The following is a 24,823-nucleotide window of genomic DNA, read 5'->3' on the forward strand; positions in this document are numbered from 1 at the left end:
AAAGGTTAATCTAATAACAGGTTATAAAATCTTAGCAATAAAGGACAATTGATGTGATTGTCCTTTGTTGTAAGATTTATAAATATAAGTAATGATACTGGGTATTTTTTTTGCACATGTAAGTTAAAAAATTATCAAAGTTTAATATTTTGGAATAATTACTTTATTAAAATGATAATGTAACAAACAAAAGATAATATAGTTTAAAAGAAAAATTATAATTTATTCAATAAATAATCAATGGTGTTTGAATTTTATTTCCAATTAAGAATATTTAATGGGAGAAAACAAAAGTTTTTTCTTAAAAGATCAAAAATATTGATTGATAATTAACAAACAATGTTTAAGTACATACAGTCTTATTGAAAAAGTATAAACCAAGTTCACTAATTGAGTATAAATCAGATATGTTAAATAAATTAAAAGGGGAGAATATTAATGAAAGTGACAAATGTTGAGCAATTAAAGAAGAAAATGGAGCAAATTAGAGCTGCTCAAAAGAAATACGCTACTTATACACAAGAACAAGTAGACAAAATTTTTAGAGAAGCAGCAATGGCAGCACTTGATGCAAGAATACCACTTGCTAAGATGGCTGTAGAAGAATCTCGCATGGGTATATTTGAAGATAAAGTTATTAAGAACCATTTAGCTTCTGAGTATGTTTATAATAAATACAAAAATGAGAAGACTTGTGGTGTTTTGGAAACAGATGATGCTTTTGGTATCACAAAAGTTGCAGAACCAATTGGTGTTGTTGCAGCTATCGTTCCAACAACTAATCCAACATCTACTGCTATATTTAAAGCATTAATATCTTTAAAAACAAGAAATGGTGTAATCTTCTCACCACATCCAAGAGCAAAAAAATCAACAATAGAAGCAGCTAGAATAGTTCTTGAAGCAGCCGTTAAAGCAGGTGCTCCAGAAGGAATAATAGGCTGGATAGATGAACCATCAATTGAACTTTCAGGAATAGTAATGAAAGAAGCTGATATTACACTTGCGACTGGTGGTCCGGCAATGGTTAAGGCGGCTTATTCATCAGGTAAACCAGCGTTAGGTGTTGGTGCAGGTAATACACCAGTTATAATTGATGAAACTGCTCATATTAAAATGGCTGTTAACTCAATTCTTCTTTCAAAAACTTTTGATAATGGTGTTATCTGTGCATCAGAACAAGCTATCATTGCAATAGATAAAATTTATGATGAAGTTAAAAATGAGTTTATCGAAAGAGGATCTTATTTTTTAACAGGTGATGAGGTTGACAAAGTAAGAAAAACAGTAATGATTAATGGTACTGTAAATGGAGAAATAGTTGGTCAATCAGCTTTTAGAATAGCACAATTAGCTGGAATTGAAGTTCCAGAAGATACAAAAGTATTAATTGGAGAAGTAGAATTAATCGGACCTGAAGAACCATTATCTCATGAAAAATTATCTCCAGTCTTAGCTATGTATAAGGCAAAAACTTTTGATGATGCTTTAGATAAAGCTTGTAAGGTTTTAGCATACGGAGGTATGGGTCATACTTCAGTTCTATATACCAATGAATTAACTTGCAAAGATAGAATTGAAGCCTTTGGAGCAGCAATGAAAACTTCAAGAACATTTGTTAATATGCCAGCTTCACACGGTGCAGCAGGTGACACATATAACTTCAGAATAGCACCATCATTTACTTTAGGCTGCGGTTCTTGGGGTGGAAATTCAATATCAGAAAATGTTGGAGTTAAGCATTTATTAAATATTAAGAGCGTGGCAAGAAGGAGAGAAAATATGCTTTGGTTTAAGGTTCCTGAAAAGATTTATTTTAAGTATGGTTGTTTAGGAATGGCTCTTGAAGAACTAAAGGATATGGAAAAGAAAAAAGCATTTATTGTAACGGATAAGATTTTGTACGATTTAGGAGTTCTTGATAATGTTACTAAGGTATTAGAACAAATAGGTGTAGACTATAGAATATTCTATGATGTACAGCCAGATCCAACTCTTGAAAGCGCAAGAAAAGGTGCTAAAGAAATGCTTAACTTTGAACCTGATACAATAATAGCAGTTGGTGGTGGTTCACCAATGGATGCTGCTAAAATCATGTGGGTTCTTTATGAACAACCAGATGTTGCATTTGAAGATTTAGCAATGATATTTATGGATATCAGAAAGAGAATCTACAATATGCCTAAGATTGGCAAAAAAGCTTCTTTTGTTGCTGTACCAACATCAGCAGGTACTGGTTCAGAAGTTACACCATTTGCTGTTATCACTGATGAAAAAACAGGGGTAAAATATCCATTAGCGGATTATCAATTAACTCCTAACATGGCTATCATTGATGCAGAATTAATGATGAATATGCCAAGAGGATTAACGGCATCATCAGGTATAGATGCTCTAGTTCATGCAATAGAAGCTTATGTATCGGTGCTTGCGTCAGATTATTCTAATGGTTTAGCATTAGAAGCAGCAAGATTGATATTTAAATATTTACCAATCGCATACACTGAAGGAACAATTAATATAAAGGCAAGAGAAAAGATGGCTCATGCATCAACAATAGCTGGTATGGCATTTGCAAATGCATTCCTTGGAGTATGTCACTCAATGGCGCATAAACTAGGTGCAGAACATCACGTACCACACGGAACAGCAAATGCATTATTAATTAATGAAGTAATCAGATTTAATTCAGTAGAGGATCCAAGAAAGCAAACTGCATTCCCACAATATAAATATCCAAGTGCTAAATCTAGATATGCTAAGATAGCGGATTATCTACAATTAGGCGGAGAAACAGAAGACGAAAAGATAGAAGCATTAATCAAGGCTATAGATGAATTAAAGATGAAGTTAAATCTGCCAATGACAATTAAAGAAGCAGGGGTATCAGAAAAGAAATTCTATGCTACCTTATATAAGATGTCTGAATTATCTTTTGATGATCTATGCACAGGCGCAAATCCAAGATATCCATTAGTGAGCGAAATAAAACAAATGTTTATTAATGTTTATGATCAAAAAGAAGAAATTAAGGAAGAAGTTGCAATAACAGAAAAGTAATTCTTAAATCAATGTTTAGGCACCTGAAAATTTTGATTGTGCCTTATATAAAAGGGGCGATAAATGTGAATGTTGAAGAAAACAAAGCAATAGCAAGCATGAAAGAAGAAATATCAGAGCTAAAAGAAGAAATGCTTAAGTTGAATAATTTAGTCTTTGATATGATAAAAGAACTTAAAATTAATGCAAGTATGAAAATGGACAGTGAAAACTCTAAAGAAATTGATGATATTTTGAAAAAATGCATGGATAATTTTTAACATAATAATCTCCCAGCTTAAGTGCTGGGAGCCCTTTATACTAAAAACATATACTTAATTAAAAGTTCAGTCAAATCAATATTTTCAAAGTTTAAATTTGTCATTGAAAACGTACCACAAATTTGAACTTGTTTAAATTGAAAACGTATTTGGTATGATTTAATATAGAAAGTGAAAGAAGCAATATTAATTAACATTGATGCATTTGCTTGAAAATTAATTAAGATTCTAGTTACATTCGCATTATTATTTCTAAATGAATGTCGACTAAAGTGATACAAATAATTAAAATAAATTTACGTCAAGTTAATGACTTTGTTTCTAGTGGATGCATGGAATTTTCTGCAAAGGGAAAATCTATTTTCAAAGAAATTAAAAAAATGTAGTTAATAATAATTTAAGCATTCATGAAAATAGATTCTTAGGTTATTACAAAAAATATAAAAAATAAAAAGTAAGTCAGGTGATATATAATGAATAGTTTAACGCCGAGACAGCAATTTATATTGAGCACAGTATTAAACGAAGAAACTTTCAATATTAAGCGTCTTCATAAAGATCTTGATATCAGTGAAAGAACTATTTTAAGAGAAATTTCTGCTATTAACAAGAGATTGAAAAAAAATAGTATAACTATATTTAATGACGAAGATATGAACTTAAGCATTTCAGGTAAAAAAGAAAATATAGAAGATATAAGGAAATCTTTAGAGATGGTTCCAATTCCATGGTTATTCAGCAAAGAGCAAAGACAAATAGTAATTATATGTGAACTATTAGTTAGCAAGGAACCATTAAAAGCTTCTTATTTTTCTCACAAGTTTAATGTTGTAATGGGAAGCATAAGTCTAGATATAGATAATATTGAAGAAAGACTTATTTCTAAGAATCTATGCATTATCAGAAAAAGAAGTTATGGCATAAGTATTCAAGGGTCAGAATGGAATAAAAGGAATGCACTAGTGGAATTACTTTTTGAATTTAAACCATTTGAAGATCTATTAGCATTTCTTTATGATGAGAAAGTTGATCCTATAATTAAGAATTTTTTTAATATTGTTTTTGGAAGCGAAGATATTAAATTAATAAAAGATATATTGAAAAATATTGATTTAGGTTACCTTAAGGGGAATGATGTAAAGTATTTTAGTCTATTTATCCAATTGCTATTATCTATAAAAAAGACTAAAAATGAAGAAATTATACATTTACCTAACGATATTAAAGAAAATATATTATCCTTGGAGGAATATAAAAGAATACAACACCTAGGTGAAGTATTACAAGAAAACAATATAAATATACCTGAAGATGAACTTGTTTATTTGTGCTTGTACTTGAGTGACTATAAATATTACATTAATAATAAAAAATTCATAGAATCAGATATTAATTATGAGAATATATCTAAGGAAGTTACTGAAGAAGTATCAAAAAAGATACATGTAAATATTGTGGAAGATGAGCAATTAATAAGGGATTTGGCTCAGCATTTCAGGCAAACATTTTATATGTTAAATTTAGGCTTAAAAGTAATAAATCCATTAATTAGTGAAATAAAAGAGCATTATTCAGATTTATATACGGTTATAAAAAATACTTGCAGACTAATATTTTCTAGGTATAATTTAAAAATTCCACCAGAAGAAGTTGGATATATAACTATGCATATTGCAGTTGCAATACAAAAGCAGCAAGCAATGTTAGGGAATATTAAGGTGCTTGTAGTATGTCCAAGTGGCATAGGAACTTCAAGAATCTTATGTAATAAAATCAAAGCACTTTTTAATGAAATAGGAGTTATTGATGTAGTGTCATTGCATGATATCAATAGTGAAATGGATAAAAATAATTATGATTTGATTTTATCAACAGTACCAGTAAACTTAAAAACGAAAGACAATGTAATTGTAATTTCACATTTTATGACAGAAACTGATATAGATAAAGTTAGCAATTTCATATCTAATTTCAAAGCTAATAATACTGTAAAAGAACTGGAGTTATTTGCTGAAACAAAAGCTAATGAGGTTACAAGTAATGAGTATGAATTAGCTAATGTCATGGTTAAAAACTTTCAATTAAAAAAATCAAATAGTGAATCATTTGTGGATTTGATAAATTTTATTGTAGAGGATATTCATGAAATAAATATTGGAAAAGATAAGGAAGTAATAAGAAACCTTATTTTTAAAAGAGAAGAAAATGGTAATGTAGTTATTCCAGGAACTAATATTGCACTTATACACACTAGAAGTGATGAAATAGTAAATCCTTTTGTAGGAGTTTATAGAATTAATAACCCTTTGGCAATGAAAAGTGTAGGATTTTCAGAAGAAAAGGTAGATACATTTATAGTTATGTTTGCAAGAAATAATGAAAGTAATTATATACTTAAAATTCTTGGGAAGATAAGTGCATCATTAATAGAAAAGGAAGAGTTTGTAGATATTTTAAAATTAGGTAATGCTATAGAGATTAGAGATTATTTGATTAATATTATTAATAACGAGGAGGAAGATTAAATGGAAAAAGGAATTTTAGCAAAAGAAGGAATAGTATTAAATGTTGAGTCAGAATCTAAGGACAAGGCGATAGAAAGAGTAGGTAATCTCTTAATTAAAGGTGGCTATGTTAAAGATAATTATATAGAGGGAATGAAAGCTAGAGACGCAGAAGTTACAACTTATATGGGAAATGGCGTAGCAATACCTCATGGTATGAATGAATATAAGAAAGAGATACTTGAATCAGGAATAGTAATAGCACAATATCCTGATGGAGTAGATTTTGGTGATGGAAATACAGCATATATAGTAATCGGAATAGCTGGAAAAGGTGATGAGCATATGGAGATATTGTCAAAAATAGCTTTAACTGTTCAATACGAAGAAAATGTTGAAAGACTTAGAAATGCAAAATCCCCAGAAGAAATAATTGAAATTATAGAAGAGGGAGAGATGTAATATGAAAGCAATTCAATTTGGAGCAGGAAACATAGGAAGAGGATTCATAGGTGCATTACTTTCAAAAGCAGGATATCATGTAGTTTTTGCAGACGTAAATAAAGAAGTAATTGATAAAATTAACGAAGATAAAAAGTATACAATACATGTTATGGATGTAGAGTGTGAAGAAATAGTAGTTGAAAACATAAGTGGAGTTATTTCAATAAATAATGAGATTTTAGATGAGATAAAGGAAGCTGAAATTATAACAACAGCAGTGGGGCTTGTAGTGTTGCCGAGAATAGCCCCAACAATTGCTAGAGGAATAAAGCTTAGAAAAGAAGCTGGAATTAAAACTCCATTGAATATTATCGCATGTGAAAATGCCATAAAAGCAAGCTCTCAGTTAAAGGCAGAAGTTGAGAAGTACCTAGATGAAGATGAAATTGTTTACTTAGAAGAATTTGTTGGATTCCCAGATTGTTCAGTAGACAGAATAGTTCCACCAGTTAAAAGCGAAAATATTCTAGATGTGGTAGTTGAGAAATTCCATGAATGGAATGTTGAAGAAAAAGCTTTTAAAGGAACAATTCCAGCAATAGAAGGTATGAACTTAGCTGATAATTTAATGGCATATATAGAAAGAAAACTATTCACATTAAATACTGGTCATGCTATTACAGCATATATCGGAAATTTAAAAGGATATAGCACTATAGATGAAAGTATAGCTGATGAAAAAATATATAATATTGTTAAAAATGCCATGACAGAAAGCGGAATGGGATTAGTAGAAAAATATAAATTTGATGAGGAAGCTCATCTTAAATATATTAATAAAATAATTGGTAGATTTAAAAATCCTTATTTAAAAGATGATGTATCAAGAGTTGGAAGAGAACCTCTTAGAAAATTAAGTGAAAGTGATAGATTAATAAAACCACTAATGACTGCTAGAGGGTTTAATTTATATGTGGACAACCTATTACTAGGAGTAGGTGCAGCGCTTCATTATAAGAATGAAGAAGACCCACAAAGTGTAAAATTACAAGAATTGATAAGTAAAAAAGGAATAAAAGATGCTGTAGCAGAGATAGCAAATATAAATGATAATGATTTGTTAGAAAAGATAGAAAAGGCTTATACAGATATTTTAGAAGTATAAGAATTTAAGGTGGGTTTTTATCCACCTTAAATGTATTGTCGCATTATGATATTACTTGTACATTTTCCATAAGAATCCATGTAATACTTGCAATGGATCTTGTAACAAAAAAGTAATATTTAAATATATATAATATATAGACAATTGAAAATAATATGATAAAATAGTCAGTAGGCATAAAAGAAAGTGTGGAGGTGATGATTAGAGGGAAGAGTAATTTATATTTTGAAAAAAAGCGCCAGGACTAAGTGAAAAAGGAGGTTAATTAGCTGAAGCTAATTAACTAAGTTCGACTAACCAAATCATAGATTTGGAGTCTCACTTATCACTTAAGTTGACGAGGTTGGGGAGTATCGAAACTTCGGCGGGTGCCCCACGGTATCGCACTACCGTAAACGACTGGTAAAACTGTAAAGCGATTTGCAGCACAAATTCAGTCTGGTGTTAAAACCTTTGTTTTAGTTTTAATTCCTAGGATTATTATGCCTTTTTATATGATTTTTCTGCTAGGATGGAATTAAAAGAGGACTAAAATTAAATATGCAAAAAAAGAGAGGAAGAATAAAAATGTGCGGAATAGTTGGATATTTTGGAAATAAGACAGCAAAAACTTTTTTAGTAGATGGATTATCAAAGTTAGAGTATAGAGGTTACGATTCAGCAGGTATTGCAGTAGTTAATGAAGGTAAGGTAAATGTGGTCAAGCATAAAGGTCGTCTTACTAATTTAACAGAAAATTTAGATGGCAATAAAGCTGAAGGTACAGTTGGTATCGGTCATACTAGATGGGCAACTCATGGAGAACCATCAGATATTAATTCACATCCACACCAAAGTTCTAAAGGAGATATTACTGTAGTTCACAATGGGATTATAGAAAACTATTTAGAATTAAGACAATGGCTTAAAGAACAAGGATATGAATTTATCTCTCAAACAGATACTGAAGTAATACCAAATTTAGTTCACTACTATTATAAAGGAAATCTTTTGGAAGCAGTAGTAAAGGCAACTGAAAGATTAGAAGGAAGTTATGCTTTAGGAGTAATAAGTGGACAAGAACCAGATAAATTAGTAGCAGTAAGAAAAGACAGTCCATTAATTGTAGGTTTAGGACAAGGCGAAACATTTATTGCTTCAGATATTCCAGCGATAATAAGTTATACAAGAGATATTTATCTTTTAGAAGATAGAGAATTTGTTGTATTAGATAAAGATGGTGCTAAAATCTTTAGCGCTGACGGAACAGAAATAAAGAAAGATGTCTTCAAAGTAACTTGGAATGAAGATGCTGCTGAAAAAGGTGGATATGACTCATTCATGTTAAAAGAAATCAACGAACAACCAAAAGCTATTAAAGACACAATGGCTTCAAGATTATCAATGAATAATCCTATTAATTTTGAAGACTTTAAATTATCAAAAGAAGATCTTGATAAAATAGATAGAATCTTTATAGTAGCTTGTGGAACTGCATATAATGCAGGTTTAATGGGAAGAGTAGCTATTGAAAGATTAGCAAAGATTCCAGTTGAAGTTGATATAGCATCAGAATTTAGATATAAAGATCCATTAGTAACTAATAAATCTCTTGTAATCACATTAAGCCAATCAGGAGAAACTGCTGATACATTAGCAGTTCTTAGAGATTGTAAGAAAGTTGGAGCTAGAACTTTAGCTATAACTAATGTTGTAGGAAGTAGCATTTCTAGAGAAGCTGACAATGTAATCTATACAATGGCAGGTCCAGAAATAGCTGTAGCTTCTACTAAAGCATATACAACACAAGTAGTTGTAATGTATTTAATGGCAATGTATTTCAGTGAATTAAAGGGATTAATGACTAAGGAATTAGATAAAGAATTAAGAGAAGCTTTACTATTAGTACCTGAAAAAGTTCAAGTAATCTTAGATAAAGCAAATGAAATAGAAGAAATTGCAAATCTTTTAACTAACGAAAAAGATGTATTCTATTTAGGAAGAGGTGCTGATTATGCATTATGTATAGAAGCATCATTAAAGCTTAAGGAAATTTCATATATCCATTCAGAAGCTTATGCTGGTGGAGAATTAAAACACGGAACAATTGCGCTAATAGAAAAAGGAACTAAAGTAATAGCTTTATTAACTCAAAAATCATTAAGAGAAAAAATGGTAAGTAATATAGTTGAAGTTAAGGCTAGAGGAGCAGAAGTAATTGGTATTGCTTATGAAAATGATGTATTAGATGAATCAATTTTCGATAAAGTAATCAGAATTCCAGAACTTCTTAACTTAGTTTCACCAATAGTAGCTGTAATTGCATTACAACTTTTAGCTTATTACACAGCTAAGAATAAGGGTTGCGATATAGACAAGCCAAGAAACTTAGCTAAATCAGTAACTGTTGAATAATTAATGAGATAAAATATTTTATAGAGCATAAAGGAGTCAGGATTAAATCCTAAACCTTTATGCTCTTTTTATCTTTTTAATTATTTATAAAGAGTATTTAGGCATTAGGAGAATTATTAAATAAATTAATTTTTATTGAAACATAGGTCCGATATATTCTTCGTATGGAATAAGAACCGCCACTCCCGTTTCATCTAATTTATATGGTATAGATATACCCTCAACAGGATTTCTATCATAAACTAAATTCATCCCTACAGTATAAATTGCATTAGCTACATCAGCAGTACTTTGTGAAGCAGTCCCTAACATAAAGCCCTTTGAAACTAATTCTTTAGCCTCGGGTACACCGTCTAATCCAACAACCGGAATCGACTGAGACTTATTTCCATTATTATATCCATATCTTTGAAGAGCTTGAACAGCACCTATTGCCATGGAATCATCATTCGAAATTATTGCTTCTATTTTATTACCATATCTGAAAAACAATGAGCCAACAGTGTTTTTAGCTGATTCTTCGTCCCACTCCAAAATAGGTGATGCAAGTTCTTCTGTTTTTATGCCAGCTCCTTGAATAGTTGAAATTGAATATGCTGACCTATCAATAGATGTCTTATTAAGCTTTTCACCAACTAGCAATACATATTGCAATATGTTATCTTTATTTTTATCAATCAATTGTTTATGACTATTCCAGGCATCTACAATCATTTTTCCTTGCAAAGTGCCACCTTGTACTGAATCTGTTCCTACATAAAAAGCTTTTTTATATGATTTAATGGGATCCAGTGAAAATGGTACTCTATTAAAGACCACTACAGGGACGTTATATTTTGCAATTGTGTCAATTTCACCTCGTATTTCAATTAGATTAACCATATCTAATAATATAAGATCAACGCCTTTATTAAGTGCGTTTTGAATATCTGTGTCTTGTGTTGATTGATTAAAATTGGCATTATAAAAAGTAAATACAACTTTCCCTGGATTATTCTTTTGAATATCTTCAAAAGTTTTGCGAAGGAGTATAATGTAATCATCATTAAGATCTCTTGTAAATAAGCCTACTCTAACAGGGGGCACTTGGCGATATTGTGTGCTAGCATCGATAGGCATGTATAAATTAGTTCCTAGCACAATAATGAATATAATTGTAAGTAAAGCTATATTTAAGAGTCTCCTAAATATTTTCATTTGAATCCTCCTAGCAATTTATTTTATGGTCTTATTATGCGTTAACAAAGAAGAGTTTATACTAAATCAATATTTTAATGGAGATATTAGTTATCAGCAATCTAACGTAACAATTTCTATATTATTTCTAAAAACTCTAGGCATATATCTAGAAGGAATTTACTGAGTTTGGTATAATTAGTTTATGTAAAGGCGGTGAGACGATGAAAGTTGAATTTTGTTATGCTGATGGTGGTCAAGTTAAAATCGTTCAAGACTCAGAAGAAATAAAAGATATTTTAAACATTGTAACCAAAGAAGGCTCTAAAGTTCATATATTTAATGAGCAACAGGAAAATCTATATGGATATGTAAGTGAAGTTTTATATCAGATAGATCAAGATACTGGGGAAGCATTCTTGTCAATATATATATCAGAAGATTTTAAATACACAACGCAAGGTCGTATTTTAGATAAGCTGTCAGCTATAGAAAAGAAGATAAAAGAATTAGGTTAAGATCAAAGAACTCTAAAAAATAGGGTTCTTTTTAATTAGAAAATCTTGTATCCAATTAATAAGGTTTCCTCCCCCAAAAAGGAAGAGGAATCTTATATAAAATCAAAGGTGCTTTAGGTGTGTGCGATAGTGACGCAATTTTGATTCACTTTGAGTTTTGCACATTTTCTCAAGATTTGAAACCATCTCATCCTTATCCTTTGGAAGCTGACCTTGAACAAAGATGGCGTTTGAGGCACCTAGAGTAGCGAAGTATACTGGAATATTTAAATTTTTAATAAGTGTTTTTAATTCATCCAATTTCTCTAATTCTGTCTCCTCAGCCCATTTGCCTGACTGAATCTCTGCAAACAGTTCAGATTCTGGATAAACAGTAAGCATAGAGGAACCAATAATCTGTGGATTAGTCTGATTAAATATTTTAGCGGTTTCCATTGCACCAATTTTTCCTCGTCCAGCACCAGATATGCCTGCTAGATAGAAATAATTATATTTGATATTTGCTGCATCCAAACGGTGACTTTGAGTTATGATTTCTTCCGGTGAATAACCTTTATTCATGAATTCAAGAATTTCCCCATCACCAGTTTCCACACCAATAGTAAGACTATCATAACCAAGCTCCTGTAAAGCCTTTAATTCATCATCTGTCTTTAGGGCAATATCAGTAACACGAGTGAAACATCCTATTGTTTTGCATTCAGGTAGATATTTATGAATTAGATCCGCGATTTCTTTTAGTCGCTGGAATTTCAAAACAAAAGGATTTGCTCCAGTTAAGTAAACGCGGTTAGATTTTAGACTGCCCCAGGAACGGAATGCAGTCTGCACCTCTGCTAAATCTGCTTCAATATCTTCCAAGGGTGACATTCTAAATTTGAAAGGCAGGTCATCATAGAGAGTACAAAATTTGCACTTGTGATGAGTGCAGCCAGCAGTAACTTCAATTAATAGAGAGGACGCCTCGTACGGAGGTCTCCAAATAGTTCCAGTGTAATGCATATATTGTTATCTCCTTTATAGAAATTTTTTTATAAAACGAGTCTTAAGATGGCGGCCTCCCGTTTCTGATTTATATGTTACAGCAGAGGTTTTTCTAATTCAAGTACGGTCTTTTTATGATGATAGTATTATTTTTAATACTATGTTCAAGAAAAAGTAGTACATTGCTCTTTTTTTTATCATGAGGTATACTGTTCATGAAATGGAGGGATAAAATGGCAGATAATAAGTTTCGCGACAAAGATACTATGGCCCGCTGTGTGCCAATGAGCATGCTGCAATCTATATTGAACGGTAAGTGGAAAATATTAATTTTATGGTATATAGCCTTTTATAAAGTTCAACGCTTTGGCGAATTGATGCGTCGGCTGGATGGTATAACACAGTCTACACTTACCAAGCAGCTACGGGAGCTGGAGGAAGACGGTTTTTTGCATCGGGAAATTTACAAAGAAATTCCACCTAAAGTTGAATATACTTTAAGCGAACTGGGAGAAAGCTTTATTCCTGTTTTGAACGCAATGATGGCTTGGAGTGAAACTCATTTGTGTCCAGGTTATATAAATCCATATAAGAATCAAGAAGAAGCAGAAAGCGAGCAGTAAAAAATGGCTGCTTTGATATAGTAGTTTTTTACGAACTTATAACAACATTTTGATTAAGAATCATGAATGGAACGAAGGATAAACCCTGAAGCCATTCATGATTTTTTTGTTAAATAGACTAACTATTGTGTTTTAATTTGTATTAGTATGATTAAATTGACATTTATGTATGATGAGGGTAAAGTTTAAAATAGATATGAATATATAAATAAATTGAAAGTTTGATTTGAAAGAGTGAGAAAATAAAAAGAAAAACGTTCTATATAATAGAGAGGAGGATGTTCATGGAAGAGCAGGATTTAACATTCAAAACTAATAGTGGGAAATTTAATTATAGAGTTGGGGCAATTATTATTAGAGACAAGAAAGTACTTGTGGTTAAAAATGATAGTGCCCCTTATTATTATTCAGTAGGTGGAAGAGTAAAGCTAAATGAAACATCTGAAGAAGCTGTTATTCGTGAGACGTTTGAAGAGACAGGCATAGAACTTGAAGTAGACAAATTAGCCTTTATTCATGAACATTTTTTCAATGAAGAAATAACAAAGGAAAATTATCATGAAATTGCTTTTTTTTATTTAATGAAAGTGCCTACTAGCATGGAGTTTGTTTGCAAAAGCTTTGGAGACCAAGGAGCAAAAGAACATTTACATTGGTTGCCTATTGAGGATTTGGACAGCTATCACTTGTATCCAGAATTTTTTAAAACTAAATTATCAAGAGGCATAAATAGCATTGAACACATTATTTCAAAAGAATAAAACTATATCGTATGAACATAGTCGTTAGTTAGCTATCTTCAAAGTAAGATACAAATATTATGTATACAGTGTATAGGCGTGAATAAGGGTGTTAATAAGGTGGACAATAGAAAAAGAGCATGACTTATAGTTTATCATATAAGGGGAGATGAATAAGTTTGGAACAAATGCTGTTTGAAACAAGGAATGATTTTAGAAATTGGTTAAATGATAATTGTACCACAAGTGGTGGCATTTGGTTGGAATTTAGCAAGAGCTCAAGTATTAAAACTCTTAAGGCTAGTGAAGCTCTGGAAGAAGCATTGTGCTTTGGGTGGATTGATGGTCAAATGCAAAGTATAGATGAAACGAAGTATTTAAAATATTTTTCATCAAGAAGAAAAGGAAGCAAGTGGTCAGAAAAAAATAAAAATCTTGTAAAAGAACTTGAAGCTAAAGGCCTAATGACTGATTTTGGACGAGCTAAAGTTGAAGAAGCAAAGAAAAACGGAATGTGGAACGCACTTAAACCTGAAGCTATAACGGATAAACAAGTGCAAATGTTAGTAGAATTAATAAAAGATATTGAACCAGCGTGCACAAATTTCAATGCTATGTCACCCTCTGCCAGAAGGAATTATACAGGACTATATTTTGATGCTAAGTCTGATGAAGCAAAAAAGAGAAGACTTGAAAAAATAATATATAGACTTAATTTAAATTTAAAACCAATGTAGGAGAAATTGCTATGAATTTAAGATTATAAGAAGCTTGAAATTAAAAATATGGCTTTTGAAGATTATGAATGCTCTGATAATTCATTTGATATGATTTATTCCGCATCTGCTTTTCATTGGATACCAGAAGAAACAGGCTATTCGAAAGTTTATAGACTTTTAAAAAGCGGAGGCACCTTTGCACGTTTTGATAATCACCCTTATAAAGATAAAGAAAACGAACCGCTTCATGTTGCTATGCAAAGAGTATACACTAAATACATTCCACATGCTGATTTGTCAGCGGAATATAATGATGAAAGCAGCTATGCACATTTTAAGATTAAGGAAATTGGTTACGTTCTGTCCAAAGCATATTGGGGAAAGGGATTAATGCCTGAAGCGGTTACTGCAGTGATTAGATTTTGTTTTAATAAATATAAACTAGATGCATTGACTATCTGTCATTTTTCATCTAATAACCAATCTAAAAAAGTAATAGAAAAATGTGGATTTACATTTGCAAAGCAAAGTGAGCATTATGCTAACCAACTGGAATTAACTTTTGATGGTATGCAATACATATTGTTAAATAAAGCAAATTGAAATTTTCAGGAGAAATAAAGTGTTATGAGTTTAAAATATATCAAAGCAAAAAAAGAAGATGCAAATATGTTAATAGAAATTTATAATGTATCATTCTATGATGATTATATTAAGTACGGAGAATGCCCTGCTTATGGAAGAACAAGAGAAAGCATGGAAGCATCTATTGAGAGATTTCCTAAGCTGATTATTTATCATGATGATATCCCGGTTGGAGTTATTTCAGTTGAAAATAAGGGGAAAGGAGAATATTATCTCGGATGTCTTTGTATAATTCCAAAATATCAAAGCAAAGGTATTGGTACGCAAGCAGTTAAATATATGCTGGATTATTATAAAAACTGGAATAAGATAACCTTAATAACACCTGCAGACAAAGATGAAAATATAAATTTTTATACAAAGAAGTGTGGATTCATAATAGATGGCACAGATGTGGATGGAAATGTAGAGGTAGTACATTTTCTAATGGAACGATAAATCTCAATTTGTTGAAAATATTAGGAACATGATTTGTATTTTAATGTTCGGATATAACATAATAGTAAGAAATAGTAAGGAGAAAAATGCAGAGAATATGGATAACTGGTTCATCAGAGACAGGCAAAACCACTTTGACTAATATTAGTGGTAGTAAAATATATTTTATTTGATTATCCTAAAAAGAAAAATAAAAGACAACAATTATTTAATGGAGCTAAAAAAGATGTGATTATTCTAAGTGGAAGAAAAAGTATAAGGAAGTGATTGGAATGATCTTAAATAGAGGGTATATATGTTCTTTGCGACATTTTTAAAAGACGTGAAAATTATAGTTATTACCGCATTGTACTTTTAAAGTAAAGTATACATTTGAGGAGATAGTGTTATAGAATGAGTCAAATTAATGTTGGAACTCAAAAAATAGAAACTGAAAGATTAATTTTAAGACGATTTGTCATGGAGGATGCTCATGATATGTTTAAAAATTGGATAAATGATAAAGAGGTTCAATCAAACTATGGTGAGCCTGTATATGAAAATATTAGTTTAGTAAAAAAACTTTTAGAAAAATGGATTTCATCATATTCTAATGAGGAGTTTTATAGATGGGCTATTATTTTAAAAGAGAATAATGAGAATATTGGACAAATTGCCTTTTGTAGTATAAACATAAATCATAATTACGCTGATATAGAATATTGCATAAGTAGATATTACCAAGGAAAAGGATATGCAACAGAGGCATTAAACGCAATTATTAAGTTTACATTTGAGAAAACAGGATTAAATAGATTGGAGGCATTTCATAGAGGGAAAAATCAAACATCATCTAAAGTTCTTAAAAAATCAAAAATGAAGTATGAGGGTACAATAAGACAATCTGTTTATTATAAAAATAAGAATGAATATGATGATAAAATCTACTATGGAATTATAAGAACGGATTATTTTAATGAATAATCATTAATTTACATGACTGATACAATCTTGTAAGGAATAGCGATTTATCATTAAAAGCTTACAAATGTCTTTTAGGAGGGATACAGTGAAATATTTATTATGGGATTTTGATAATACTTTAGCCTATAGAGACGGAATGTGGAGTAGCACATTATATGAATTACTAAATGAACATGGATATAATAATTTGAGAATGGATGACATAGGATCTTATTTAGAAAGTGGATTTCCATGGCATTCTCCAGAAATAGCTCATAAGGAATTTTTTAAAGATAAAAACTGGTGGGAATATATGAATGAATATTTTAAGGGGATATTAAAAAAGCTTGGAGTCGAAGATGTTGTTGCTAACAAAATATCGAGTTGTATAAGAGAAAAATATATAAATCCAAGTAATTGGCGTATCTATGACGATACTATACTTTGCTTAAAAAGTGCAATCGAAAAAGGATATTCTAATATAATACTTTCAAATCATGTGCCTGAATTGGAAGAGTTAATGAAGAGTTTAGGTATAAGAGATTATTTTATAAAAGTATATTCCTCAGCACATGTAGGGTATGAGAAACCTAATTTTAAAATATATGAAAAAGTGCTTTTTGACTTAAATGATGCTGAAAGTATAACTATGATTGGAGATAATTATACTGCTGATATACAAGGAGCAAAAAGAGCGGGTATTGAGGCAATATTAGTAAGGAAAGACAATGAATATAATTATGAGAGATACTTTTCTACATTAAAGGAATTGGCTGATTTTATATAGTGATTAAATAGTAATACCATTAATTAGTACATTCTCAAAATACAGAATGTGCTAGCTTCACAGGGTGTTTCAGTAATATATGAAGTTTTAAATTTTTAGGAGGTGTAAAATGGAACAAAAAAGAATTGCAGGGGAAAAGGCAGTAGAGTATATAAAGGATGGAATGATATTAGGGTTAGGAACTGGCTCTACAGCGTATTACATGATTAAAAGGGTTGGAGAACTGGTTCAAAATGGTATCAACATAAAGGCAGTTGCAACATCAAAAGGTACAGAGAGCTTGGCAAAAGAGTTGCACATTCCTTTAGTATCAATAGATGAAGTGGATTTTGTTGATTTAGCAATTGACGGTGTAGATGAAATAGATAAGCAATTTAATGCTATTAAAGGCGGCGGTGGAGCATTATTTAGAGAAAAAATTGTTGCTAATTTGGCAAATGAAGTAATTTGGATTATGGATGAAAGTAAATTAGTTGATAGTATTGGCGAATTTCCTTTACCAGTTGAAATATTGCCATACGGCTATAAACACATAATTAGAAAATTAAAGGATTATTCTTTAAACCCTGAAATAAGAATGAAAGACGAAAAGTTTTTTATAACTGACAATGGTAATTATATAGTTGATTTACATATAGGAAAATCAATGAACATTGATGAGGTTTATAAAAAAGTTAATCCAATAACAGGAGTCTTGGAAGTAGGATTATTTCTTAATATGTGTAAGCGCATTATTGTAGGAACAAATAGCGGTGTAAAGGTTATTGAGAACGACGAGAATAAATTGCAGGTGAATAAATAACAGTACATTAAATTATGTATTTAGTTCATATTGGAGGAGTGGGAATGAGAGAATGTACTTTCAAGGAATTATCAATAAATGAATTAGAAGAATGTGCTGAAGTTATAAGGAAAGGCTTTGGAACAGTAGCAAAAGATTTTGGGTTAAATAATGAAAACTGCCCCACAAATGGTACATTTATCAAAGTTGATAGATTAATTGCTGATAAAAACAAAGGCAATTTAATGTATTCAATAAATGTTGATGATAAAATTATTGGGTTTATGCAATTAGAAAAGAAGAGTTGTGAACATTATGAGTTAGAGAAAATTACAGTTTTGCAGGAGTATAGACATTTTGGTTATGGAAAAAAATTATTAGAATTTGCTAAAAAAATAGTTAAAGAGTTAAATGGAAAAATCATTAGTATTGGTATTATTGAAGAAAACACGATTCTAAAACAGTGGTATCAAAAAAATGGTTTTGTACATAAAGGTACTAAAGAATTCGAATTCTTACCATTTAAAGTTGGATTTATGGAAATAATCATTGAATAAAATGAAGTTGATTTTTTAAAAAGGTATGGAAATTAAAAATATAGCTATTTAGATTGTAAGTTTGGAGAGGTGATTAGATCATGGAAATATGGGATGCATATAAACAAGATGGCACACTTGCTGGGTGTGATTTGATTCGAGGAGAAGCAATTCCTAAAGGATTATTTCATTTGGTAAGTGAAATAATAGTTAAACATAAAGATGGAATGTATCTGCTTATGCAAAGAGATTGGAAAAAGCCTAATTTTCCTGGACTATATGAAGCAAGTGCTGGTGGTAGTGCAATAAAAGGTGAAGAACCGAATACTGCAGCAATTAGAGAACTTAAAGAAGAAACAGGTATTGAAGCAAAAGAATTAAAGCAGATATATAAATGCATGAGCAAAGAGACAATATTTTATGGCTACTTGTGTGAAACTGATTGTGATAAAGAGTCTATTATACTTCAAGAAGGGGAAACTATATCATATTTGTGGTTGACTAAGGGAGAGTTTCTGAGCTTTGTTGAATCTGATAAATATGTACAGTCACATAAAGAGAGAATAAGTATATATTTGGATTCAATTAGACAATATAATTCAAGATGAATTTAGAAATTACGGCTATGGCCTTTATGCAGTTGAAACGAGACATAATAATGATTTTATCGGCTTTATTGGATTCCACTTACCAAACTTCAACTTTCAATTTACTCCTTGTATTGAAATAGGCTGGAGACTTAAGTATGAAGCGTGGGCTAACGGATTTGCAACAGAAGGGGCAAAGGCATGTTTAAAATATGGATTAGAAACACTAGAATTCAATAAAATATATAGTTTCACTTCAAAAATAAATATTCAATCAGAAAATGTAATGAAGAAGATTGGTATGGCAAAAGTTATGGAATTTGAACATCCGAATATTATTGAGGGGAGTCCTCTAAGGGAGCATGTACTTTATTCTATTGATTCAAATAGTTCACCTTATTAGTATAGAATGTTCTTAAATGGAATAAAAATTATAATTTAGAAATTTTAAAATATAAGTTGAAATGCATTTTAAAGCATTATATGATGAATTCAGGCATCGATGTACTCTATTAAAAAGAAGGTAAGTTATGAATATTAATATTGAAATGATACCATCATACAAAATTGCTTATATGCGAAAAACAGGTCCTTACGGTTCAGAGAATGTACAAGTAATGGAACAATTAAAAAGTTGGGCTAGAGAAAGAGACTTATTAAATGAAAATTCAATTATATTAGGAATAGCTCAAGATAATCCTAAGATTACAGAACCTAAAGATTGTCGCTATGATGCTTGTTTAGTTGTTTCGAAGGAATTTGAGGTTGATAATAAGTATATTAATTTTGGAAAAACTATCGGTGGGAAATATTGTGTGTTTAGAATAAGTCATACAGCAGATGCTATGCAAAAAGCATGGATGGAGATATTTTCGGAGTTATCAAAAAGAAATTATGAATTTGATGATAGAAGGCCCATTCTTGAACGATATGCAATGGAGATGATAAATAAGCATCATTGTGAAATTTGTGTACCAATATTATAAAAGGATATTAAAACAAATTTCCTACAAAAAAAGATTATAGGTAAAAAAATATAGCCTCTTAATAAGATAGTTATTATAGAGGCTATCTATAACATAATTATATAAAGGAGATAGAGTATGACAGAATTCTGGGAAACAAGTTTTATAGAAAATCAAATGATGTGGGGATTTGAACCTTCAGACTCAGCAATTTTAACAAAGGACTTTTTCATTGAAAAGAAAGTTAAGGATGTATTGATACCTGGTATTGGATATGGTAGAAACGCAAAGATTTTTATTGACAACGGAATAAATGTAACAGGTATTGAGATTTCAAAAACAGCGATTGATTTGGCAAAACAAAAAGGGCTTAATATTAATATTTTTCATGGTTCAGTAACTGATATGCCTTTTGATAACAAACTTTATGACGGTATATTTTGTTATGCACTTATTCACTTATTAAATAATAGTGAGAGAAATAAGTTTATTAAAGATTGCTATAATCAGTTAAAGCCAAGCGGATATATGATTTTTACTACTATTTCAAGAGAAGCTCCAATGTTTGGAAAGGGCAAACAGCTGGATAAAGACTATTTCGAGATAATGGAAGGGTTAAAAATGTTTTTTTATGATTCTGACTCAATAAAGCAAGAATTTGGAGAATATGGACTAATAGAATTTTTTGAAATTATTGAGCCACATAAGAATATGGAAAATAAACCTCCATTTAAATTTATAGTGATAAAATGTAAAAAAGAACTATAATTTATAGGTGTAGAAATTAAATAATAAGATATATATGCTAGGCACTTTAAGGAATTTTGAAGTGCCTAGCTTTTGTATTAATTTAAAAACTTAATGCAAACAGGGTTTGGTATATATTCAGAAATGTTTAAGTACGTTAATTCTCCAGTTGATTTATCAATTGAATACAATTCAACATTGTTTGTAGTTTGATTTGCTGCAATTAAAAATTTACCTGAAGGTGATAGGGAAAAATCACGTGGAGCTTTACCTTGCAGCTTAGTATTTGATACAAAAGTCAATTTTCCAGAGATTGAATCAACTTTAAATACAGTTATGCTGTCGTATCCACGGTTTGAAGTGTATAAATAGCTGCCATCAGAAGAAAGATGAATTGCACCACCAGTACTTTCAACGGAGCAATCATCAGGAAGCATAGATATATATTGAACTGCTTCAAAAGTTTTATTAACTTTATCATATTTTAACACTGAAACTTCTGAGCTTAACTCAGTAAGCAAATATGCAAAGTTACCATTTGGATGAAAATCCATGTGTCTTGGACCAGAACCAGGTTTTAAATTTATACTTCTGTCAGAATCCTCTTTTAGATATCCATCCTTTAAGCTATATAAAGATAGCTTGTCCAATCCTAAATCAATAGTATATATATACTCTCCATCAGGGGTAAAATCAGCGAAATGAATATGAGCGCTATCTTGTCTAGGTTTATTAGGACCAGAGCCAACATGAACTGCAGTGTCTAAATCTTTTTCAATGCTGCCGTCAGAAGCAATTTTATAGGAAATAAGTTCTGCTTTGTGATAATTTGAAGTAAATACATATTCATTGGCTTTATCTAGAATTATATGACAAGGTGATTTGCCACTTCTAAGGCTATAATTTAGAGGAGTTAGGCTATAATTAGCAGGATTTATTTCAAAGGCTGCAACTCCTCCTTTTTCACCATTCTCATTATTCTTTACAACTGAGTAAAGATGTGTATTATTTTTATTAATTGTTAAGTAAGTAGGATGTGCAAGCTCACTAACAAGTTCTATATCTTCTATTTTACAATCATTTTCATTAAGCGTAAGTTTATATATACCTTTACTATCACCATAAGTATACGTTCCAACATAAGCAATATATTTTCCGTTTTCCATAATGACTACCTCCATTTGTTTTTTTTAAGATAAAGTGCGTACAATAATGTTTAAGTCGGTAATTAAATCATATCTATGCAAGTAATATGATAATACAATATCATTCTATAAGTTATATATTATAATAGCAAATTAATAATAAAAATACAAATTATTATAGAGCCCATTATTTACATATATTCGAAACTAAATTCATATGATAAATATACAAAAAACATGATAAATATACAATCGGATTATACACAAATTGATATAATAAGGCTAAATCGAAGATATTACTCATGGGTATAAAAATAAATAATTTAATTAAGGTGGGAAGAATAATTATGTTAGAAAAGAATTTAAGTGAAATCTTAAAGAAAAGGTTTAATAAAGCAATTAACAAGGCGAGTAATGAAGAAATCTATTTAGCATTATTAGAATTATCAAAGGGTACAATTAAGAAAAAAGGAGCTAATAAGGGGAAGAAAAAGTTATACTATATTTCAGCAGAATTCCTAATTGGTAAATTATTATCTAATAACTTAATTAATTTAGGCCTTTATGAAGAGGTTAAAGATGTTTTAGCTAAGAATGGTAAGGATTTGACTGAAATTGAAGAAATTGAATTAGAACCTTCATTAGGAAATGGTGGACTTGGAAGATTAGCAGCTTGTTTCATTGATTCAATTGCGACTTTAGGTTTAAATGGAGATGGTGTTGGATTAAACTATCACTTTGGATTATTTCAACAAGTTTTTGAAGATCGTAAACAAAAAACAATTAAAAATCCATGGATAACAAGCGAAAGCTGGTTAAATAAATCTGATATTAAATTTGAAGTTCCATTTGCAGGATTTACAGCTACTTCAACACTATATGATATAGATGTAACTGGCTATGATCAAGAAGCTTCAAATAAACTTCGTCTATTTGATATAGATACAATAGATGAAACTTTAGTTAAAGAAGGAATTAACTTTGATAAAGAAGATATTAAGAAGAATTTAACATTATTCTTGTATCCTGATGATAGTGATGAAGCAGGACATTTATTAAGAATTTATCAACAATACTTTATGGTTAGCAATGCTGCTCAATTAATCTTACTTGAAGCAGAAGAAAATGGATATGATCTTCATAAACTATATGAACATGTTGTAGTTCAAATTAATGATACTCATCCATCTATGGTTATTCCTGAATTAATAAGACTACTTGGAGAAAAGGGAATACCAATGTCAGAGGCTATTGAAATAGTATCAAAGACTTGTGCTTACACTAACCATACAATATTAGCAGAAGCTTTAGAAAAATGGCCAATAGCTTACTTACAAAAGGTTGTACCACATTTATTACCAATAATCAGAGAATTAGACAACCAAGTTAAGCTTAAGTTTAAAGATGAAAAAGTAGCTATTATAGATAAAGATAAGAGAGTTCACATGGCTCATATGGATATTCACTATGGATACAGCGTTAATGGAGTTGCTGCGCTACATACTGATATCTTAAAAGAAGAAGAGCTAAAACCATTCTATGATATATATCCAGAAAAATTCAATAATAAGACTAATGGTATAACTTTTAGAAGATGGTTAATTCACTGTAATAACAAATTAGCTGATTATATTTCAGAACTTATCGGAGAGGGATATAAGAAGGATGCTACTAAGTTAGAAGAATTAGCAAAGTTTATAAATGATAAAGCTGTACTTAATAAACTTGGAGAAATCAAAAGAGAAAACAAGGTTGCATTAAAGAAATACTTAAAAGAAACTCAAGGTGTAGAAATTGATGAAAATTCTATCTTTGACATTCAAATTAAGAGACTTCATGAGTATAAGAGACAACAAATGAATGTACTTTATATCATTAGCAAGTATTTAGATATAAAGAGCGGTAATAAGCCAACTACTCCTATAACAATGATATTTGGAGCTAAAGCTGCACCAGCTTATATAATTGCACAAGATATAATTCATACTATTCTTTGTCTACAAGAAATAATTAATAACGATCCAGAAGTTAATAAATATTTAAAAGTTGTTATGGTTGAAAACTATAATGTAACTAAGGCTTCTAAGTTAATACCTGCTTGTGATGTATCAGAACAAATTTCTCTTGCATCTAAGGAAGCATCAGGTACTGGTAACATGAAGTTCATGCTAAATGGTGCATTAACTTTAGGAACTGAAGATGGAGCTAACGTTGAAATTCATGAATTAGTTGGAGATGAAAATATCTATATATTTGGTGAATCTTCTGAAACAGTTATTGAACATTACAAGAAGGCAGATTATGTTTCTAAGGAATTCTATAAGAAACCAGCAATTAAAGAACTAGTTGACTTTATTATAAGTGATGAAATGTTAGAAGTTGGAGATGAAGAAAACCTTACAAGACTTCATAAAGAATTAGTTAATAAAGACTGGTTCATGACTTTACTTGATGTAGAAGATTATATTAAGACTAAAGATATCGTATTTAAAGATTATGAAGATAGAGAAGCTTGGAATAAAAAAGTATTAATTAATATCAGCAAAGCAGGATTCTTCTCTTCAGATCGTACAATTGCTCAATATAATGAAGATATTTGGAAGTTATAATTGCTAATATTAAGTTAAACTTGACTTGATTGGTATCGATGCCGGTAAGCATTA

At 30.3% G+C, this 24,823-nt stretch carries 23 protein-coding genes and 1 pseudogene; 21 read left to right on the forward strand and 3 right to left on the reverse strand.

Annotated features, from left to right (window positions below):
- Positions 1-438 precede the first annotated feature (438 nt).
- The 6 genes from adhE (at position 439) to glmS (ending at position 9,827) form a co-directional block, all read left to right on the forward strand.
- Positions 439-3,060, forward strand: a complete 2,622-nt coding sequence (gene adhE, locus COL3_RS00410; RefSeq protein ID WP_008426739.1) for a bifunctional acetaldehyde-CoA/alcohol dehydrogenase — start codon at positions 439-441, stop codon at positions 3,058-3,060.
- A gap of 65 nt (positions 3,061-3,125) precedes the next feature.
- On the forward strand, positions 3,126-3,320 hold the full coding sequence (locus tag COL3_RS00415) for a hypothetical protein (protein WP_035283965.1): 195 nt from the start codon (positions 3,126-3,128) through the stop codon (positions 3,318-3,320).
- Between the two features lie 473 nt (positions 3,321-3,793).
- Positions 3,794-5,845 (forward strand): BglG family transcription antiterminator, encoded by a 2,052-nt coding sequence (locus COL3_RS00420; RefSeq protein ID WP_008426741.1) that lies wholly within the window; start codon positions 3,794-3,796, stop codon positions 5,843-5,845.
- Complete coding sequence (locus COL3_RS00425; protein ID WP_008426743.1) at positions 5,846-6,286, forward strand: PTS sugar transporter subunit IIA; 441 nt, start codon at positions 5,846-5,848, stop codon at positions 6,284-6,286.
- A gap of 1 nt (position 6,287) precedes the next feature.
- Entirely contained in the window at positions 6,288-7,433 is a 1,146-nt protein-coding gene (locus tag COL3_RS00430) for a mannitol-1-phosphate 5-dehydrogenase (protein WP_008426745.1), read from the forward strand.
- 567 nt (positions 7,434-8,000) lie between these two features.
- The gene (glmS, locus tag COL3_RS00435) at positions 8,001-9,827 is read left to right on the forward strand and encodes a glutamine--fructose-6-phosphate transaminase (isomerizing) (protein WP_008426747.1); all 1,827 of its coding nucleotides are present in this window, start codon (positions 8,001-8,003) and stop codon (positions 9,825-9,827) included.
- Between the two features lie 132 nt (positions 9,828-9,959).
- On the opposite strand, the gene COL3_RS00440 is transcribed toward glmS, so the two are convergent.
- The gene (locus COL3_RS00440; RefSeq protein WP_008426750.1) at positions 9,960-11,024 is read right to left on the reverse strand and encodes a galactose ABC transporter substrate-binding protein; all 1,065 of its coding nucleotides are present in this window, start codon (positions 11,022-11,024) and stop codon (positions 9,960-9,962) included.
- Between the two features lie 203 nt (positions 11,025-11,227).
- On the opposite strand from COL3_RS00440, the gene COL3_RS00445 reads away from it, so the two are divergent.
- Entirely contained in the window at positions 11,228-11,521 is a 294-nt protein-coding gene (locus COL3_RS00445) for a hypothetical protein (protein ID WP_008426753.1), read from the forward strand.
- Positions 11,522-11,623: 102 nt separating this feature from the next.
- Here the strand turns inward: COL3_RS00445 and COL3_RS00450 are convergent, their stop codons facing one another.
- Positions 11,624-12,523 (reverse strand): radical SAM protein, encoded by a 900-nt coding sequence (locus tag COL3_RS00450; protein ID WP_008426755.1) that lies wholly within the window; start codon positions 12,521-12,523, stop codon positions 11,624-11,626.
- A 215-nt stretch (positions 12,524-12,738) separates the two neighbouring features.
- Here COL3_RS00450 and COL3_RS00455 point away from each other — a divergent pair, with 215 nt between their 5' ends.
- The 13 genes and pseudogenes from COL3_RS00455 (at position 12,739) to COL3_RS00520 (ending at position 21,036) form a co-directional block, all read left to right on the forward strand.
- A complete protein-coding gene (locus COL3_RS00455; protein WP_008426757.1) occupies positions 12,739-13,128 on the forward strand; it encodes a helix-turn-helix domain-containing protein in 390 nt (129 codons plus the stop codon).
- Positions 13,129-13,412: 284 nt separating this feature from the next.
- Positions 13,413-13,889: an NUDIX hydrolase gene (locus COL3_RS00460; RefSeq protein WP_008426759.1), complete on the forward strand. Its 477-nt coding sequence runs from the start codon at positions 13,413-13,415 to the stop codon at positions 13,887-13,889.
- Between the two features lie 167 nt (positions 13,890-14,056).
- Positions 14,057-14,605, forward strand: a complete 549-nt coding sequence (locus tag COL3_RS00465; protein ID WP_035283982.1) for a YdeI/OmpD-associated family protein — start codon at positions 14,057-14,059, stop codon at positions 14,603-14,605.
- Positions 14,606-14,644: 39 nt separating this feature from the next.
- Positions 14,645-15,190, forward strand: coding sequence for a GNAT family N-acetyltransferase (locus COL3_RS29165; RefSeq protein ID WP_278286606.1), 546 nt, complete (start codon positions 14,645-14,647; stop codon positions 15,188-15,190).
- A 24-nt stretch (positions 15,191-15,214) separates the two neighbouring features.
- Positions 15,215-15,670, forward strand: a complete 456-nt coding sequence (locus COL3_RS00480) for a GNAT family N-acetyltransferase (protein ID WP_008426764.1) — start codon at positions 15,215-15,217, stop codon at positions 15,668-15,670.
- Positions 15,671-16,063: 393 nt separating this feature from the next.
- Complete coding sequence (locus COL3_RS00485; RefSeq protein ID WP_008426766.1) at positions 16,064-16,633, forward strand: GNAT family N-acetyltransferase; 570 nt, start codon at positions 16,064-16,066, stop codon at positions 16,631-16,633.
- Between the two features lie 85 nt (positions 16,634-16,718).
- The gene (locus COL3_RS00490) at positions 16,719-17,399 is read left to right on the forward strand and encodes an HAD family hydrolase (protein WP_008426769.1); all 681 of its coding nucleotides are present in this window, start codon (positions 16,719-16,721) and stop codon (positions 17,397-17,399) included.
- A 109-nt stretch (positions 17,400-17,508) separates the two neighbouring features.
- Positions 17,509-18,201, forward strand: coding sequence for a ribose-5-phosphate isomerase RpiA (gene rpiA, locus COL3_RS00495; RefSeq protein ID WP_008426771.1), 693 nt, complete (start codon positions 17,509-17,511; stop codon positions 18,199-18,201).
- Between the two features lie 44 nt (positions 18,202-18,245).
- On the forward strand, positions 18,246-18,737 hold the full coding sequence (locus COL3_RS00500; protein WP_008426773.1) for a GNAT family N-acetyltransferase: 492 nt from the start codon (positions 18,246-18,248) through the stop codon (positions 18,735-18,737).
- An 80-nt stretch (positions 18,738-18,817) separates the two neighbouring features.
- On the forward strand, positions 18,818-19,324 hold the full coding sequence (locus COL3_RS00505; RefSeq protein ID WP_008426774.1) for an NUDIX domain-containing protein: 507 nt from the start codon (positions 18,818-18,820) through the stop codon (positions 19,322-19,324).
- Positions 19,314-19,547: pseudogene (locus COL3_RS29170) on the forward strand (GNAT family N-acetyltransferase); the annotation flags it as partial. The gene COL3_RS00505 and the pseudogene COL3_RS29170, both read left to right, overlap by 11 nt.
- 286 nt (positions 19,548-19,833) lie before the next feature.
- Positions 19,834-20,289: a GyrI-like domain-containing protein gene (locus tag COL3_RS00515; protein WP_008426776.1), complete on the forward strand. Its 456-nt coding sequence runs from the start codon at positions 19,834-19,836 to the stop codon at positions 20,287-20,289.
- Positions 20,290-20,406: 117 nt separating this feature from the next.
- Positions 20,407-21,036 carry a class I SAM-dependent methyltransferase gene (locus tag COL3_RS00520; RefSeq protein ID WP_008426778.1) on the forward strand — a complete coding sequence of 210 codons (630 nt, stop codon included), beginning with the start codon at positions 20,407-20,409 and terminating at the stop codon, positions 21,034-21,036.
- Between the two features lie 77 nt (positions 21,037-21,113).
- On the opposite strand, the gene COL3_RS00525 is transcribed toward COL3_RS00520, so the two are convergent.
- On the reverse strand, positions 21,114-22,181 hold the full coding sequence (locus COL3_RS00525) for a lactonase family protein (RefSeq protein WP_008426780.1): 1,068 nt from the start codon (positions 22,179-22,181) through the stop codon (positions 21,114-21,116).
- Positions 22,182-22,507: 326 nt separating this feature from the next.
- Between COL3_RS00525 and COL3_RS00530 the strand changes: the two genes are divergently transcribed.
- The gene (locus tag COL3_RS00530) at positions 22,508-24,769 is read left to right on the forward strand and encodes a glycogen/starch/alpha-glucan phosphorylase (RefSeq protein ID WP_008426782.1); all 2,262 of its coding nucleotides are present in this window, start codon (positions 22,508-22,510) and stop codon (positions 24,767-24,769) included.
- The last annotated feature ends 54 nt before the right edge of the window (positions 24,770-24,823 follow it).

The sequence above is a fragment of the Clostridium sp. LS genome, assembly GCF_002760435.1.
Classification (GTDB): domain Bacteria; phylum Bacillota; class Clostridia; order Clostridiales; family Clostridiaceae; genus Clostridium.

Bases quoted from the DNA above. Each gene is read 5' to 3' on its own strand.
- COL3_RS00430 (WP_008426745.1), top strand. From the start codon at position 6,288: ATGAAAGCAATTCAATTTGGAGCAGGAAACATAGGAAGAGGATTCATA.
- COL3_RS00455 (WP_008426757.1), top strand. From the start codon at position 12,739: ATGGCAGATAATAAGTTTCGCGACAAAGATACTATGGCCCGCTGTGTG.
- COL3_RS00525 (WP_008426780.1), bottom strand. From the start codon at position 22,181: ATGGAAAACGGAAAATATATTGCTTATGTTGGAACGTATACTTATGGT.
- COL3_RS00500 (WP_008426773.1), top strand. From the start codon at position 18,246: ATGAGAGAATGTACTTTCAAGGAATTATCAATAAATGAATTAGAAGAA.
- COL3_RS00515 (WP_008426776.1), top strand. From the start codon at position 19,834: ATGAATATTAATATTGAAATGATACCATCATACAAAATTGCTTATATG.
- COL3_RS00465 (WP_035283982.1), top strand. From the start codon at position 14,057: ATGCTGTTTGAAACAAGGAATGATTTTAGAAATTGGTTAAATGATAAT.
- rpiA (WP_008426771.1), top strand. From the start codon at position 17,509: ATGGAACAAAAAAGAATTGCAGGGGAAAAGGCAGTAGAGTATATAAAG.
- adhE (WP_008426739.1), top strand. From the start codon at position 439: ATGAAAGTGACAAATGTTGAGCAATTAAAGAAGAAAATGGAGCAAATT.
- COL3_RS00520 (WP_008426778.1), top strand. From the start codon at position 20,407: ATGACAGAATTCTGGGAAACAAGTTTTATAGAAAATCAAATGATGTGG.
- glmS (WP_008426747.1), top strand. From the start codon at position 8,001: ATGTGCGGAATAGTTGGATATTTTGGAAATAAGACAGCAAAAACTTTT.
- COL3_RS00485 (WP_008426766.1), top strand. From the start codon at position 16,064: ATGAGTCAAATTAATGTTGGAACTCAAAAAATAGAAACTGAAAGATTA.
- COL3_RS00460 (WP_008426759.1), top strand. From the start codon at position 13,413: ATGGAAGAGCAGGATTTAACATTCAAAACTAATAGTGGGAAATTTAAT.
- COL3_RS00530 (WP_008426782.1), top strand. From the start codon at position 22,508: ATGTTAGAAAAGAATTTAAGTGAAATCTTAAAGAAAAGGTTTAATAAA.
- COL3_RS00450 (WP_008426755.1), bottom strand. From the start codon at position 12,523: ATGCATTACACTGGAACTATTTGGAGACCTCCGTACGAGGCGTCCTCT.
- COL3_RS00505 (WP_008426774.1), top strand. From the start codon at position 18,818: ATGGAAATATGGGATGCATATAAACAAGATGGCACACTTGCTGGGTGT.
- COL3_RS00440 (WP_008426750.1), bottom strand. From the start codon at position 11,024: ATGAAAATATTTAGGAGACTCTTAAATATAGCTTTACTTACAATTATA.
- COL3_RS00480 (WP_008426764.1), top strand. From the start codon at position 15,215: ATGAGTTTAAAATATATCAAAGCAAAAAAAGAAGATGCAAATATGTTA.
- COL3_RS00420 (WP_008426741.1), top strand. From the start codon at position 3,794: ATGAATAGTTTAACGCCGAGACAGCAATTTATATTGAGCACAGTATTA.
- COL3_RS00445 (WP_008426753.1), top strand. From the start codon at position 11,228: ATGAAAGTTGAATTTTGTTATGCTGATGGTGGTCAAGTTAAAATCGTT.
- COL3_RS00425 (WP_008426743.1), top strand. From the start codon at position 5,846: ATGGAAAAAGGAATTTTAGCAAAAGAAGGAATAGTATTAAATGTTGAG.